12 protein-coding genes are annotated in these 13511 nt (G+C 73.0%); 6 read left to right on the forward strand and 6 right to left on the reverse strand.

The features are described from left to right. Positions 1-149: 149 nt before the first annotated feature. Positions 150-1073 (forward strand): polyphosphate kinase 2 family protein, encoded by a 924-nt coding sequence (locus ACIQ9P_RS21505; protein ID WP_402358242.1) that lies wholly within the window; start codon positions 150-152, stop codon positions 1071-1073. Positions 1074-1145: 72 nt separating this feature from the next. Here ACIQ9P_RS21505 and ACIQ9P_RS21510 read toward each other — a convergent pair whose 3' ends face one another. Next, positions 1146-1385, reverse strand: a complete 240-nt coding sequence (locus ACIQ9P_RS21510; RefSeq protein ID WP_402358245.1) for an amphi-Trp domain-containing protein — start codon at positions 1383-1385, stop codon at positions 1146-1148. Positions 1386-1694: 309 nt separating this feature from the next. Here ACIQ9P_RS21510 and ACIQ9P_RS21515 point away from each other — a divergent pair, with 309 nt between their 5' ends. After that, positions 1695-4292 (forward strand): collagenase, encoded by a 2598-nt coding sequence (locus tag ACIQ9P_RS21515; RefSeq protein WP_402358248.1) that lies wholly within the window; start codon positions 1695-1697, stop codon positions 4290-4292. Between the two features lie 215 nt (positions 4293-4507). Here ACIQ9P_RS21515 and ACIQ9P_RS21520 read toward each other — a convergent pair whose 3' ends face one another. Further along, a complete protein-coding gene (locus ACIQ9P_RS21520) occupies positions 4508-5299 on the reverse strand; it encodes a class I SAM-dependent methyltransferase (protein ID WP_402358251.1) in 792 nt (263 codons plus the stop codon). Positions 5300-5539: 240 nt separating this feature from the next. Between ACIQ9P_RS21520 and ACIQ9P_RS21525 the strand changes: the two genes are divergently transcribed. From ACIQ9P_RS21525 to ACIQ9P_RS21540, 4 genes are all read left to right on the forward strand, one after another. After that, positions 5540-5884, forward strand: coding sequence for a 5-carboxymethyl-2-hydroxymuconate Delta-isomerase (locus ACIQ9P_RS21525; protein ID WP_402358254.1), 345 nt, complete (start codon positions 5540-5542; stop codon positions 5882-5884). A gap of 267 nt (positions 5885-6151) precedes the next feature. Next, a complete protein-coding gene (locus ACIQ9P_RS21530) occupies positions 6152-6559 on the forward strand; it encodes a hypothetical protein (protein ID WP_402358257.1) in 408 nt (135 codons plus the stop codon). 632 nt (positions 6560-7191) lie between these two features. Beyond that, complete coding sequence (locus ACIQ9P_RS21535; protein WP_402358260.1) at positions 7192-8415, forward strand: hypothetical protein; 1224 nt, start codon at positions 7192-7194, stop codon at positions 8413-8415. Positions 8416-8571: 156 nt separating this feature from the next. Next, positions 8572-10785, forward strand: a complete 2214-nt coding sequence (locus ACIQ9P_RS21540) for a tetratricopeptide repeat protein (RefSeq protein ID WP_402358263.1) — start codon at positions 8572-8574, stop codon at positions 10783-10785. 119 nt (positions 10786-10904) lie between these two features. Here the strand turns inward: ACIQ9P_RS21540 and ACIQ9P_RS21545 are convergent, their stop codons facing one another. The 4 genes from ACIQ9P_RS21545 to ACIQ9P_RS21560 form a co-directional block, all read right to left on the reverse strand. Next, entirely contained in the window at positions 10905-11414 is a 510-nt protein-coding gene (locus ACIQ9P_RS21545) for a DUF6545 domain-containing protein (protein WP_402358266.1), read from the reverse strand. Then, entirely contained in the window at positions 11407-11976 is a 570-nt protein-coding gene (locus tag ACIQ9P_RS21550) for a ParH-like protein (RefSeq protein ID WP_402358269.1), read from the reverse strand. The genes ACIQ9P_RS21545 and ACIQ9P_RS21550 overlap by 8 nt, the downstream gene beginning before the upstream one ends. 91 nt (positions 11977-12067) lie before the next feature. Next, positions 12068-12547 (reverse strand): XRE family transcriptional regulator, encoded by a 480-nt coding sequence (locus ACIQ9P_RS21555; RefSeq protein ID WP_402358272.1) that lies wholly within the window; start codon positions 12545-12547, stop codon positions 12068-12070. Positions 12548-12683: 136 nt separating this feature from the next. Then, positions 12684-13391 (reverse strand): SDR family NAD(P)-dependent oxidoreductase, encoded by a 708-nt coding sequence (locus tag ACIQ9P_RS21560; protein WP_402358275.1) that lies wholly within the window; start codon positions 13389-13391, stop codon positions 12684-12686. Between the last annotated feature and the right edge of the window lie 120 nt (positions 13392-13511).

Here is a 13511-nt window from a genome sequence, read left to right on the forward strand (position 1 = left end):
GACGAAGGCGGGTTGACGCCGCGACCGGGCGGCCACAGCCTGGCAGATGGCACTCCTCCGCAGGCCCGTCCGGCCCCGCCGGCCGTCCAGGTCCACTCGGCCGCGCGGGCGGAGCGACCGGCGGACGGCGAGAGGAACCGGTGCTGGCGATGTCGGACGGACGGGCGGCCGAACGCGTCGCGAAGTTCATCAAGCCGCTGCAGGTGAAGCCGGGGTCGACGGTCGACCTCACGGAGGACTTCGACCCCCGGTACAAGGCGGGCCTGAAGAAGAGCGAGAGCGCCGAACTGCTGCGCACCGGGGTGTCGCTGCTGGCCGACCACCAGGCGCGACTGGCCGCCCAGGACACCTACGGCGTGCTGTTCTGCCTCCAGGCGATCGACGCCGGCGGCAAGGACGGCACGATCCGTCACGTCATGAGCGGCGTGAACCCGCAGGGTGTCCGGGTGAGCAGCTTCAAGGTGCCGTCCGCCGAGGAACTCGACCACGACTACCTGTGGCGGTACGCGCGCCGGCTTCCGGCGCGCGGCGAGATCGGCGTCTTCAATCGCTCCCACTACGAGGAGGTCCTCGTCGTGCGGGTCCATCCGGAGAACCTCGACCGGCAGAAGCTGCCCGAGGAGGCGAAGGGCCCGGACGTGTGGCACCGCCGCTACCGGGAGATCAACGACTGGGAGCGCTACCTCACCGACAACGGGATCAAGGTGGTGAAGGTCTTCCTGAACCTCTCCAAGGAGGAGCAGCGCCTGCGCTTCCTGAAGCGCATCGACCGGCCGGAGAAGAACTGGAAGTTCTCCGCGGCCGACGTCCGCGAGCGCGAGCACTGGGACGACTACCAGGAGGCGTTCTCCGAGATGCTGTCGGCCACCAGCACACCGTGGGCGCCCTGGTACGTGGTGCCGGCCGACCGCAAGTGGTTCGCCCGCATCTGCGCGGCCGCGGTGCTCGCGCACACGCTGATCGGGATCGACCCGCAGTACCCCACGCTCGACGGGCCGGCCCGCGAGGAACTCCTCGCCGCCCGTCTCGGTCTGGAGTCGGAGGCCCCCGGGGCGAAGCGCCGGTCCGACTGACGCGTCGGTCGGACCGGCGCTTCGGAACGGCCTTCCGGAACGGTCGGCCGGGGCCGCCGCCGGGGCCGGCGGTCAGTGGCCGGCGGAGTCGGTGCGCCAGGTCAGTTCGACCTCCAGCTCGACCTTGCCGTCCTCCAGCTCGACCTCGATCTCGACGCCGAGTTCGTCGGGGATCCGCAGGGTGAGTCTTCCCGGTCCGAGGTCGAGTTCGGCCTGGCCGCCGCGCCTGATCGCGGCCGCGAGGGCCTCCAGCTGATCGGCGGCCTCGGTGCGCGAGAGGGTGCGTTTCTGGGTGAATTCGAGGTCCTTCACGGATGCCTCCTGCTCCCGGTGGGATCGGTGGGCCTCAGCCCATTCTGGTTCCGTTCGCCCCCGGCGGCGCGTCGGCCCACCGGGCGGTGGGGGCGCGGACGGGCCGGGCGGGCCGGGCGTCACGGTGCCCTGGAAGTTGAGGACTTGGTTCCGTTCAATGTCTTCCACCGCAATGTGAAGTATGCAATTGTACATGCCACACTCCACCGCACCGATGGTGTGCCGATCCCCGCGGCCTGCCCTTCGACGGTCCCCACCCATGCCCGGACGTGACCCCACGACGCCCGGGTACAGCTCGGAGGCCCCCACTTGAGTTCCACCCGCATACCCGGCCTGTCCTACCTGGCAAGGCTGTTGACCCTCGTACTGGCTCTGTGCACGGTGCTCGCCGTGTTCGCCCCCGGCAGCCACGCCGCTCCCGCGGCCACCCCCACGGCCCCGGGCGGTACCGGTACCCTGGCTCCGCAGCCCGCCGCCGGAACCTCCCCGTACACCGGGGAGGCCGACCGGGGCACGCCCGTACCGGCCAGGAACCGGGCACCGTTCTCCGCTCCGCTGGACGCGGTGGCTTCCGCCCAGTCCTTCGGCCTGAACACCAGCACCAACGGCCGGGCCCCGTCCTCCGGGACCGCCGCGAAGTCCCTCGGCAGTGCGGCGCCCTCGGCCACCGCGGCCGCCGAAGCCGCCTGCAACGCCTCGGACTTCACCTCCCGCACCGGTGCCGCCCTGGTCCAGCAGGTCAAGGCCGCCACCAGCGACTGCGTCAACCAGCTGTTCAACCTCACCGGCAACGACGCCTACTGGGCGTTCCGCGAGGCCCAGATGGTGAGCGTCGCCGACGCGCTGCGCTCCACGGCGTCGTCCTACCCGGGTGACAACAGCACCTCGGTCGCGCAGTTGGTGCTCTTCCTGCGGGCCGGCTACTTCGTGCAGTGGTACCACGCGTCCGACGTCGGCACCTACGGGACCGCCCTGCAGAACTCGATCCGCGGCGCGCTGGACTCCTTCTTCAACAGCGCCCGTTCGCGTGACCTGACCGCCGCCAACGCCGCCATCCTCGGCGAGACGGTCACCCTGATCGACAGCGCGCAGGAGAACGCCCGCTACCTGTCGGTGATCAAGCGGCTCCTGACCGACTACAACCCCGCCACCCACAACGGCGTCCGGGGCATGGCCGGAGCGGTCAACAACGTCTTCAACGTGCTGTTCCGCGGCCACCAGCTGGCCAACTTCCAGGCAGCGGTGGCCGCCGACCCGTCGCTGCTCGACACCCTCTACAACTTCGCCGCCGTCAACGGTTCCCTCTACGGCACCGACTTCGGCTACCTGCCCTACAATGCGGCCCGTGAACTCGGCCGCTTCGTCCAGTACTCGGCGCTGCAGCCCAAGGTCCGCCCGCTGCTCAAGGGCCTGGCCCAGCAGAGCTCCCCGACCGGACGGACGGCCTACCAGTGGGCCGCCGTCGCGGAGATGGCCGCCGAGTACGACGCGGCGAACAGCGCCTACTACGGCACCACCGACGCGGCCGCGCGCCTGCGCTCCGGCCTCCTCGCCACCACCTACACCTGCTCGTCCAGCATCCGGATCATCGCCCAGCAGGCGACCTCCGACAACCTGAAGGCCGCCTGCACCAGCCTCACCTCCCAGGACGCCTACTTCCACGCGGTCGCCAAGGACGGTGGCCCGGTGGCCGGCGACCTCAACAGCACCATCGAGGTCGTCGTCTTCGACAGCCCCTTCGACTACCAGGTGTTCGCCGCCTCCATCTACGGCATCAACACCGACAACGGCGGCATGTACCTGGAGGGCAAGCCCGGCGTGGCCGGCAACCAGCCGCGCTTCCTCGCCTACGAGGCCCCCGGCGCCAAGCCCGCGTTCGAGGTGTGGAACCTCAACCACGAGTACACCCACTACCTCGACGGTCGCTTCGACATGTACGGCGACTTCGACTCCGGCGTGACCACGCCCACCATCTGGTGGATCGAGGGCTTCGCCGAGTACATCTCCTACTCCTACCGCAAGGTCAACTACGACGCGGCGATCGCCGCCGCCGGCCTGCACACCTACAAGCTCTCCACCCTCTTCGACACCACCTACGAGAACACCAACACCGAGCGCACCTACCGCTGGGGCTACCTCGCCGTGCGGTACATGCTGGAGCAGCACCGCGCCGACGTCGACGCCGTCCTCGCCAAGTACCGCGCCGGTGACTGGAACGCCGCCCGCGCCGTCCTCAAGACCACCATCGGCACCCGCTACGACGCCGACTTCGACACCTGGCTCACCGCCTGCGCCGCCGGTGCCTGTGCCAACACCACCCCGCCCGGCAACCGGGCCCCCACGGCGGCCTTCACCGCCTCCGTCAACGGCGGCAGCGTCACCCTGAACGACCTGTCCACCGACCCGGACGGCACGATCGTGGGCCGGACCTGGAACTTCGGCGACGGCACCACCTCCACCTCCGTCAACCCCTACAAGACCTACCAGAGTCCCGGTACCTACACCGTCACCCTGACCGTCGTCGACGACAAGGGCGCCAAGGCCACCTCCAGCCGCAGTCTGGTGATCACCGCCGCGAGCGAGTGCGCCAACCCCGACACCCGCGTCCTCGACCGCAACTGCGCGCGCAGCAACGTCTCAGCCGGCACCGGCAACTACGCGCACTTCTACCTCTACGTGCCGGCCGGCACGCCGAACATCACCGTCAGCACCAGCGGCGGTACCGGCAACGCCGACCTCTACTACGACTGGGGCAGCTGGGCGACGAAGAACAGCTACGTCACCCGTTCGGCCAAGGCCGGCAACACGGAGACCCTGACCATCACCAACCCCCCGACCGGCTACGTCTACTTCAGCCTCCTCGCGGAGGAGGGCTTCACCGGAGTGACCGTCACTTCCCGCTACTGACCCCCGGCTCCCCGATGCCGGCCCCCTGACCCGGGCCGCGCAGTTCCACCCTTTCCCCGGCAGGCGGCCGGGGAACGGGCTCCGGGGACACCACCGGCCGCCCGACCCCGCTCCGGGGCCGGGCGGCCGGTGCCGTGCTGTGCCCTTGCAGCGCCAGTGCCAGTGCTGTGCCGGTGTCGCGCTGTCCCGTGCCGTGCGCTCCCGGGCGCGGGCCGTCAGGCGCGGGCGGTGAGGACCGCGACCCGCACGTGTTCGGGGAAGGTGTCCTGGCCGGCGGGCAGGCACTGCCGCACGTGCTCCGTGAACGCGGGGCGGTCCGCGGGCGCGGGCAGCCGGTCGGCGGGGACGGCGGAGAGGACGCCGCCGACGAGTTGCTCCAGGGTGAGTTCGTTGGTGTACTCCACGACGATCTCCCGGACCTCGGTGAGGCCGGCCGTGCGCAGGGCCTGCCGGTACCGGTCGCGTTCCTGGGGCAGAGTGCCGCACGACGGTGCCAGGCCGGTGCCGAAGTAGCGTTCCAGACCGGCCCGGAGAGCCGGTGACCAGCTGTTCTCCTGGAGCCAGAGCGGGGTGCCGTTGGCCGCGACGGCGATTCCGCCGCCGGGCCGCAGGAGTGGGACGAGCGCGTCGAACAGTTCGTCGTGCCGCATCCAGTGGATCGCGTTGCCGATCACGGCCATCGCCAAGGAGTTCCGGCCGAGCAGGGCCCGGAGGGCGGGGACGTCTCGGTCGCCGCCGAGTATCCAGGTGGCGTTGTCGACGCCCCGCTCGGCCGCCGCCTCGCCCGCGAGGCGGAGCATGTCGGGTTCCGGATCCATGCCGATCACGGACCGGACCCCGGCGGCCAGGGGCAGGGCGAGCTGGCCGGTGCCGCAGCCGAGGTCCAGGACCACGTCGTCCGGGCCGAGTTCGAAGACGTCCCGCAGGGCGTCGACGGCCTGCGGCGGGTAGCCGCGGCGGTACTTCGCGTAGTAGCCGGCGACGTCGCCGCTGAATACCCGAGTCATGCCCGACACCCTGCCACCCGGGTGCGGGGGTGGGACAGGTCTCCGGTCCGCTGATCGCTGACGGCGGAAGTCCCCCGCGGCGGTGGGCGTGGCGCGCCGTCGGCCGGGTCGGGGCGGGGCCGACCGGGCCCGCGGGGGCGGCCGGGCCCGCGGGGGTGGCCGCTGCGGGGCGGATGCGGGGGCGGTAGCGTCGCGGGCACTGCCCGCCGGATGCCGGCGGGCCCGTCTCCGGAGGTTCCCTTGCCGCAGATCCTGGTCGACCACTCGACCGGTCTCGACTTCGACCGCGCCCTCTTCGCCGAGGAGGTGCACCGGGTGATCACCGAGGTGATCGACACCAGTGTGCCGGACTGCAAGACCGTCTTCCGCCCGGCCGCGCACCACGTGGTGGGCGACGGGACGACAGGGGAAGCGGTACTGCTGGTGGAGATCAAGATCCTGGCCGGACGCAGCACGGAGCAGCGTGCGGAGCTGACCGCCCGGGTGCTCGCCGTGCTGGAGTCCTGTGTCACCGTGCCCGCCGCGATCGGCGTCGAGGTCACCGAACTGGACCGTGCCACCTACCGCTTCGTTCACCACCGGTAGCGGGGTCCGGCGTCCTGCCGGGGTCCGACGGCGGCGGTGAGGGCCACCCCGGCGATGCGGCGAGGGAGTGAACCCATGGCTGTTCTCCACTGTCCTGGACCGGACGGTGCGGGGAACGGCACGTGCGCCGTCGTTGCAAGCAGGGACTGTAGCAACAGATGTGACGGTCCGACAGGGGGTCGGAGGGTCGGGATCGATCGGCAGGGGAGTGGGCGCGGAGGAGGTCTTCGGAACCCCGCTGTCGGTGGTGGGTGCGATGCTGCCGCCATGACGCCCTGGAACCTGCTCGCCCTCGACCGGGCCCTGCGCGCGAGCTGGGCCGCCGACACCTGCTCGCCGGACGACCTCGCCCGTGCGGGCTGGCGACCCGACAACCCGGCCTGGGGGCACTGCGACATCACGGCCCTGCTCGTCCACGACCTCCTCGGCGGCGACCTCGTGCTCGGCGAGGTCCACCAGGGCGGTGAGCGGCACGGCTTCCACTGGTGGAACGTGCTGGCCAGCGGGGTCGAGCTCGACCTGACGCGTGAGCAGTTCCGGCACGGCCAGACCGTCGGCGGGGCGCGCGTCGTCGTACGTCCCGAGGGGCCCACCCGCCGCCGTTGGGAGGAGTACCTCCTGCTGCGCGAGCGGGTCGCCGCGCACCTCGGGGAGCTGCCGGGCCCGGCCGTCTGACCGGGCGTCCTCGCGGCGGGGTCCCGGTGCGGGGCGCCGGCCCGCCCTGCGGCGTCCGGAATGCGCGGCGTCCCGTCGGGCCGCTGACGGGCCATCGGATGCGATTCATTTCAGTTTATATTCTGGCCGCGGCCTCGGGGTTCGCCGGGCGGTCGGGGCCGGACTTCGGGGGAGCCGGGCGCCGCCGGGGAAATCGGCCCTGACCTGCGTGCTCTACCTCCCCTTGGTCCGGGGTTTGCCGATCGGCGGTGTGTCGCTCCCTTGACGCGGGTGACACCGGTTCATCACTCTTGGCCTCGGCCAGCTGACATGGCTGGGATGCAAGGCGTTATTCATCTCAGCTCATGCCTTCTCGTGGCCTCGACCACCGATCGTGGAAGGAGGTGTCCGTCATGAAGAAGATCGTCGTCCGCAAGGCCGGTCCGGTCCGCCTGACCAGCACGGCGCGTGCGCTGTACCTGCCGTGGGACTGCATGGTGCAGGTCTGATCCACCCCGAGGGCAGGGGAAGGCGGTGCCGGTCGGGCGCATCACGACCGGCACCGCTCCCGCCCTCCGCCCGCCCGTTCGACCCGCCAGCCGGTTCGACCTTCTCGCCCGTTCCCTCCCGCCCACCTCCCGCAAGGAGGCCCCGTGCACTCTCCGGTGGACAGCAACCCCGACGCCCCGGGCCTCGACCTGGACCGACCGCTGCCCCTGCGCCGGCTCGTCTACCTGGAGGAGGCCGACGAAGTCACCATCGGCAGCCCGGAGACCGACACCTACGCCGTCTTCCCGGCCGACGGCGCGGAACTGGTCCGGATGCTGGCCGACGGCCTCACCCCGCGCGAGGCCGCGGAGCGCTACCTGAGCGCGCACGGCGAAAGTGTGGACATCGCCGACCTGGTCGAGGCCCTCGCGGACCTGGACCTGCTCCGCCCCGCCGACGAACCGACGGCCGGGGCCGCGCCGGCGCCGGTCCGCTGGCAGCGCCTGGGCAAACTGCTGTTCGGCCGCCCGGCGCTGGCCGCCTACGCGCTCGTGACGGTACTCGCCGCGATCGAGATGGTCCGGGTGCCCGCCCTGGTCCCGCGCACCGACAACCTGTTCTTCACCACCTCCTACACCCTCGTCGTCCTGGTCCTGTTCCTCGGCCAGGCGCCGCTGCTGGCGCTGCACGAGGCGTTCCACGCGCTCGCCGGACGTCGGCTCGGCCTGCGCTCGCGGCTCTCGGTCGGTCACCGCCTGGTGTACCTGGTGCTGGAGACCTCGCTCGACGGCCTGGTGAGCGTGCCGCGCCGACAGCGCTACCTGCCGATCCTGGCGGGCATGCTGGCCGACGTGCTGGCGATCGCCGCCCTCACCCTGATCGCCGACGCGACGCGCGGGGGCGCCGCCACCGTCTCCCGGCTCTGTCTGGCGATCGCCTGGGCCACGGTGCTGCGACTGGCCTGGCAGGGCTTCTTCTACCTGCGCACCGACCTGTACGTGCTGCTCAGCACCGCGCTGGGTTGCGTGAACCTGCACGCCGCCGCGGTCGACGTGCTCCGCAACGCCGTTCGGCGGGTCACCGGGCGGCCGCCGGTGGACCTGGCGGCCCACCACCCCGTCGACCGGCGCACGGCCCGCTGGTACGCCTGGCTGATGGTGGTGGGTTACGCGTTCACGCTGACGATGTTCGCCGGTGTGGTCGTACCGACGGCGTACCGGCTGCTGCACGACGTGTGGCTGCGGATCACGGGTCAGGGGTCGACGGCGGCCCGGCTGGACTCGATCGTCCTGCTGGTGCTGAGCCTCGCGCAGACCGGCGCCGTCGTGGTCCTCGCCGTCCGGGAGCGCCGCACCGCCCGGCGCGCCGGCCCCGCGCGGACGACCTGACCCCGTCCGAACGTCCGAGCCGACCCGGGACTCCCGCACCGGGGCACCGCGCCACATCGCGTCACGCCGTGCCCCGCCGCGCCACCCGCGCCGGAGCGCCCCGCCGCGTCACCACCCGCCCCACCTCCCCGTCACCGCACGAAAGGCAGCTGTGCCATGGCCGAACACCGCCACCACTGGGTCCGCGCCGACGGGCGCCACGCTCGCGCCGCCGCCCGCGCGACGCTCGACCTGCCGCCCGTGCTCGCCGAGGTGAACGCCGACCGCCGCCTGCGCGGGCCCTACACGGCCGTCGGTTCGATCCTGCGGGCGATCCTCCCCGACGCGCTCGCGCGCTGCCCCGAAGCCGTCACCGGGCACGACATCGAACTCCTCTCGACCACGCCCGAACTGCGCGACCTCGTGCCCGCCACCCGCGAGACCCTCACCTCGCTCGCGGTGCCCAAGGAACGCACCCGGTTCTACTCCGCGCTGCGCACCCTGCGGATCGCCCACGGCCTGGTCGAGTTCCTGGAGGCGTACCTGCGCGCGCTCGGCACGGGCCCGCACACCCTGGTGGTCGAGGACGCGCACCGGGCCGACCCGACCGACGGCGAATTCCTCGCCGTCCTGCTGCGGCGGATCGACCCGGGGCTGCTCACCGTGGTGGTGACCACCGGTACCGAGCCGCTGGAGCGCCCGACCGGTCCGGGCCGCGAGACGCTGCCCGACGCGCTCGCCGTCCACTGCGCGGTGCTCGGCCCGGCCGACCCCGACCCCGGGGCCGCGGCCGACCCCGAGCCCGCCGGGTACGGGCAGGCCGAACTCGGCCGCGCCCACATCGCCGCCGACGGCATCGGTGACGACGCCGAAGAACTCGCCGCCTACCTGGCGCTCCCGGCCGACGAACGCGCCCGCCTGCACGACCTGCGGCGCGCCGAACTGGAGACGGCCGGCGAGTCCTCGCTGCGGCTGGGGGCCATCGCCTGGCACGCGGAGCACGGCGGCGACCCCGCCGGCGTGGGGGCGGACATCCTGCGCCACGCCCTCGACCACTGCATGGACCTCGGCTACTACCACGCCGTGGTCGACCTCGGCGAGCGCGGCCGGCGCCTGGTGACGCACGAGAGCAACCCCAACCACTGGTGGGCCTTCACCACCAAGATGACCACCTCCTTCGCCGCGCTCGGCCTGGCGGAGCAGGCCCTGCCGCTGTACGACGAGGCCCGCGCGCTCAGCGCCTCGCCCGAGGTCCACATGCAGGCCGCGTACGCCACCGCGATGCTGCACACCCGGCACTTCGAGGCCGGGCGCCGCGACCACCGGCTGGCCCGGGCCTGGATCAACCAGGCCATCGCCTTCGCCCGTTGGCACCCGGACCCGAAGGAACGGGAGGCGCGGGTGGTGTTCAACCGCAACGGGCTCGCGCTGATCGAGGTCCACCAGGGCCGCCCGGCCGCGGCTCTGGAGCTGCTGGACGCCTGTATCGCCCGGCTGGACGAGACCCTGGCGCCCGACGAGCACGCGCTGCACCGCTCGGTGCTGCTCTACAACCGGGCCCAGGTCCACGCGGCCCTCGGCCACCACACCGAAGCCGTCGCCGACTACACGGCGGTGATCGAGTGCGACCCCAACTACGCCGAGTACCACTTCGACCGGGGCATGCTCTGGCGCGACCTCGGTGAGCCGGAGCGGGCCCTGGCCGACTACGAGCACGCCATCCGGCTCTCCCCGCCCTTCCCGGAGGCGTACTTCAACCGCGCCGACGTCCTGGCCGAACTCGGCGACGCGGAGGGCGCGGTGGCGGACTTCGGGTACGTTCTCCGGCTCGACCCGGAGTTCGACGACGCCCGGGTCAACCGGGCCGCCCTGCTGCTCGAAGCGGGATCCCACGACCTCGCCCGGGCTGACCTCGCCGCCGGGCTGGAGCGGAACCCGAAGGACGCCCGACTCCTCTGCCTGAAGGGGCAGTTGCTGGCCGCCGAGGAGGACCTCGCGGCGGCCGCCGCGGCCTACGGGGAGGCCGTCGACGCCGACCCCGGCTCCGCCGAGGCATGGGCCCTGCTCGGTGAACTCCGCTACCAGGAAGGCGATCTGGACAGCGCCGGCAGTCATCTGGCCCGCGCGGTCGAGCTGTCGGCGGAACCCGGCATCCGGTTCAACCTGGCCGTGGTCCACCACGACGCCGGCCGCTACGGCGAGGCCGTCCGGCTGCTGGACGAGGTGGTGGACGAGACCGAGGACGTCGACGCGCGCCTCCAGCGGGCCCGTTGTCTGCTCGGGCTGGACCGGACCGAGGCGGCCCGGGCCGATCTGCTCGCCTGCCTGGAGGCCGATGCCGGGGCCTCGGAGCAGGTCTACGGACTGATGCCCGAGCTGGCCCGGGGCTGAGCACCCCTCGCTCGACCGCTCCCCGTCCGCCGCTCCCCGTCCGCCGCTCCCCGTCCGCCGCTCCGCCCCCGCCGCCGTTCGTGGCGGGGGCGGAGGCGGGGGCGGAGCGGTCGGGGACCTCACCGCGCCGCCGCGACCTCGGCCAGCTCCGCCCGCACCCGCCGCCGGACATGGGCCATCACCGGTGAACGGCGGTAGACGGCAGCCACCTTGACCAGCCACGCCGCCTCCTCGCGGAGGCCGGCCGCGAGCGGGTGCGGCACCCAGCCCTCGGCGGGGCCGACCGGAAAGCGGTGCCCGGCCCGGGCCGCCTCCAGCGCGGCGGCGATCGCCGCCGCCTCGACCACGATCGCGAACTCCTCCGTCCCGGCCGGGCGGACCACCTCACCCACCCAGAACGGCACCAGGGGGTGCAGGTGCGGCCGCAGGGACAGCTGGCCGTCGCGGATCTCGATGATCCGGCGGAACAGCGCGAACCGGACGTCGCCGCGCCGACCGCTCCCGGGACCGAACCACTGCTCGGGCGCGACGAGTTCGATCTCCGGCCGCTCCGAGCGCAGTGCCGACCAGAGCGGGCCGAGCCGCCGGAGGTCGGACCAGTCCCGGACCGGCCCGCCCCCGTCACCCATGCTGCACCCCGTGGCGCGCCCGTGCCGCGCCGTGCTCCCGCGCTCCGCCGAGCCCGGGCACCGACCGGAGCACGCCCTCGGCGAGATGCCCGACCAGCGAGGACCGCCGCCGCAGCAGCACCCGGTGCAGGGCCAGCGAGGCGACGAGCTCCGCCTCCCGCTCCTGCCGCTGGGTGTACGCCGACCGCCCGAGCACCCGACGGACCAGCTCACCCGACAACCGGGGCGTCAGCGCCTCCCGGACCTCCTCCCCGAGCCCCGGACCGACGCCGGTGTGCCGACAGAGGAGGTGGCCGATCTCGTGCAGCACGATGTGCTGTTGGTGCAGGGTGGTGGTGTCGACCGCGTAGCCGATGTAGTCGGCGCGATCGGTGCTGACCAGCACACCGCAGGGCGAGTGCGCGGGGCCGGACAGGGGGATCAGCTCGATCGGCCTGCCCCGCCGCCGGGCCAGCGAATCCGTCAGCGCCCGGATGCCGAACGGCTCCGGGAGCGGTATGGAGTCCGCGACGCCGCGACATCGAAGCCAGAGACTCCGCTCGACCTCACCCGGATGCCCCACGTCGGTACCCCCCGCTGCTCCACCGCCCAAGTCGGGAGGCGATCCTACGGACGGGGGCGCCCCGGGAGAACCGCTTCGACAGCGATTGCCGCTACCTGCCGCCGGACGTCCCGCCGGGCGTCCCGCCGGATGCCGCGCCGGCTCCGCCCTCGGGCCGACCGGCGGCCTCGCGGCGGGCGATCGCCTCGATCATGTCGCTGATCGTGCCGAGCCCCTCGGGCGACAGGGCCACCGCGCGCAGCGCCACGTCCCGCACCCCGGCGTCCCGCAGCGCGCCGAGCAGCGCCAGCTCCTCGGCGATCCGGACGCTCTGCCGGTCGTCGAAGAAGTAGGCGGGGGGCACCTGGAAGAACTGGGCCAGCGCCTCCAGATGACGCTTCGTCGGATTGTCCCGGCGGCCGGTGCGCAGCTGCCACAGGTAGGTCGCCGAGAACGTCTCGCCGGTCGCCTCCCGGCAGGCCCGGGCGACCTCCTCATGGGAGTAGGGCTCACGGTCGGGACGGCGGACCACGTCGAACAGCCGGGCCAGCTTCGCCGCGAGCGTCGACGCACCGGAGTCCGGTTCGGGCACGGCGCACCTCTTCCCTCACCCCGCGGGCACGCCCCGTGCGTGTGCGGATCCACCACTCGCGACTGAGCACCCATTCTAGGGGGCGCCGTCAAACCCCCGTCGGCGGAAGGCGGGCACGCCCGCCCGGGTCGGCCGGCTACCAGTCCAACGGCTTCCCGTGCCGGAAGAACCCGCCGGTGGGACCGGAGTCGGGCAGGGTGGCGGCCCAGACGACCCCGGCGGCGCCCCGGTCGACGGGCGCGCCCCCGGGGCCGCCCATGTCGGTGGCGATCCAGCCGGGGCAGACGGCGTTGACGAGGATCCGGTCGCCGCGCAGCTCGTCCGCCAGCTTGCGGGTCAGGGCGTTGAGGGCGGCCTTCGAGATCCCGTAGGCAGGTGTCCCGCCCGACATGTGGGTCAGCGATCCGGACTCGCTGGACACGTTGACCAGGCGCGGGTGCGCGGACCGGCGCAGCAGCGGGAGGAACGCCTGCGCGGTGCGCCACGCGCCGAAGAGGTTGGTCTCCAGGGTTCGGGCGACCTCGACGAGGTCGACGCCGGTGGCGCGCTCGCCGGTGTCGTAGTTGACGGCGGCGTTGTTGACGAGGACGTCGAGACGGCCGAACCGCGCCTCCACGGCCCGGGCGAGCGCCTCGACGCCGACGGCGTCGGTGACGTCCAGCCGGAACGGCAGCAGGGTCCCGGAGGCGTCGGCGGCCAGGTCCGCCGCGGCCCGTTCGGCGTCGGCGGTCCGCCGGGCGCAGACCAGGACGGTGTGGCCGAGGGCGGCGAGCTGACGGGCGGTCTCCCGGCCGATTCCCCGGTTGGCGCCCGTGACCAGCGATACCGGTGCGGTGGTGCTCATGCTTGCTCCTCGGCGGGCACGATCGGGATCCGGGGCACGAGGTCCGTCCCCCGGCGGCCACCGCAGTGTTCCACGCCGGGCGGGTGTGAGCGTCATGGCCCCGGCGGTCGTGGCGTGATC

Origin of the sequence: Kitasatospora sp. NPDC094019 (assembly GCF_044764505.1) — a bacterium.
Classification (GTDB): domain Bacteria; phylum Actinomycetota; class Actinomycetes; order Streptomycetales; family Streptomycetaceae; genus Kitasatospora.

Excerpts from the sequence above, each read along its gene's own strand:
- ACIQ9P_RS21530 (WP_402358257.1), top strand. The coding sequence starts at position 6,152 with ATGACGCCCTGGAACCTGCTCGCCCTCGACCGGGCCCTGCGCGCGAGC.
- ACIQ9P_RS21520 (WP_402358251.1), bottom strand. The coding sequence starts at position 5,299 with ATGACTCGGGTATTCAGCGGCGACGTCGCCGGCTACTACGCGAAGTAC.
- ACIQ9P_RS21505 (WP_402358242.1), top strand. The coding sequence starts at position 150 with ATGTCGGACGGACGGGCGGCCGAACGCGTCGCGAAGTTCATCAAGCCG.
- ACIQ9P_RS21540 (WP_402358263.1), top strand. The coding sequence starts at position 8,572 with ATGGCCGAACACCGCCACCACTGGGTCCGCGCCGACGGGCGCCACGCT.
- ACIQ9P_RS21545 (WP_402358266.1), bottom strand. The coding sequence starts at position 11,414 with ATGGGTGACGGGGGCGGGCCGGTCCGGGACTGGTCCGACCTCCGGCGG.
- ACIQ9P_RS21560 (WP_402358275.1), bottom strand. The coding sequence starts at position 13,391 with ATGAGCACCACCGCACCGGTATCGCTGGTCACGGGCGCCAACCGGGGA.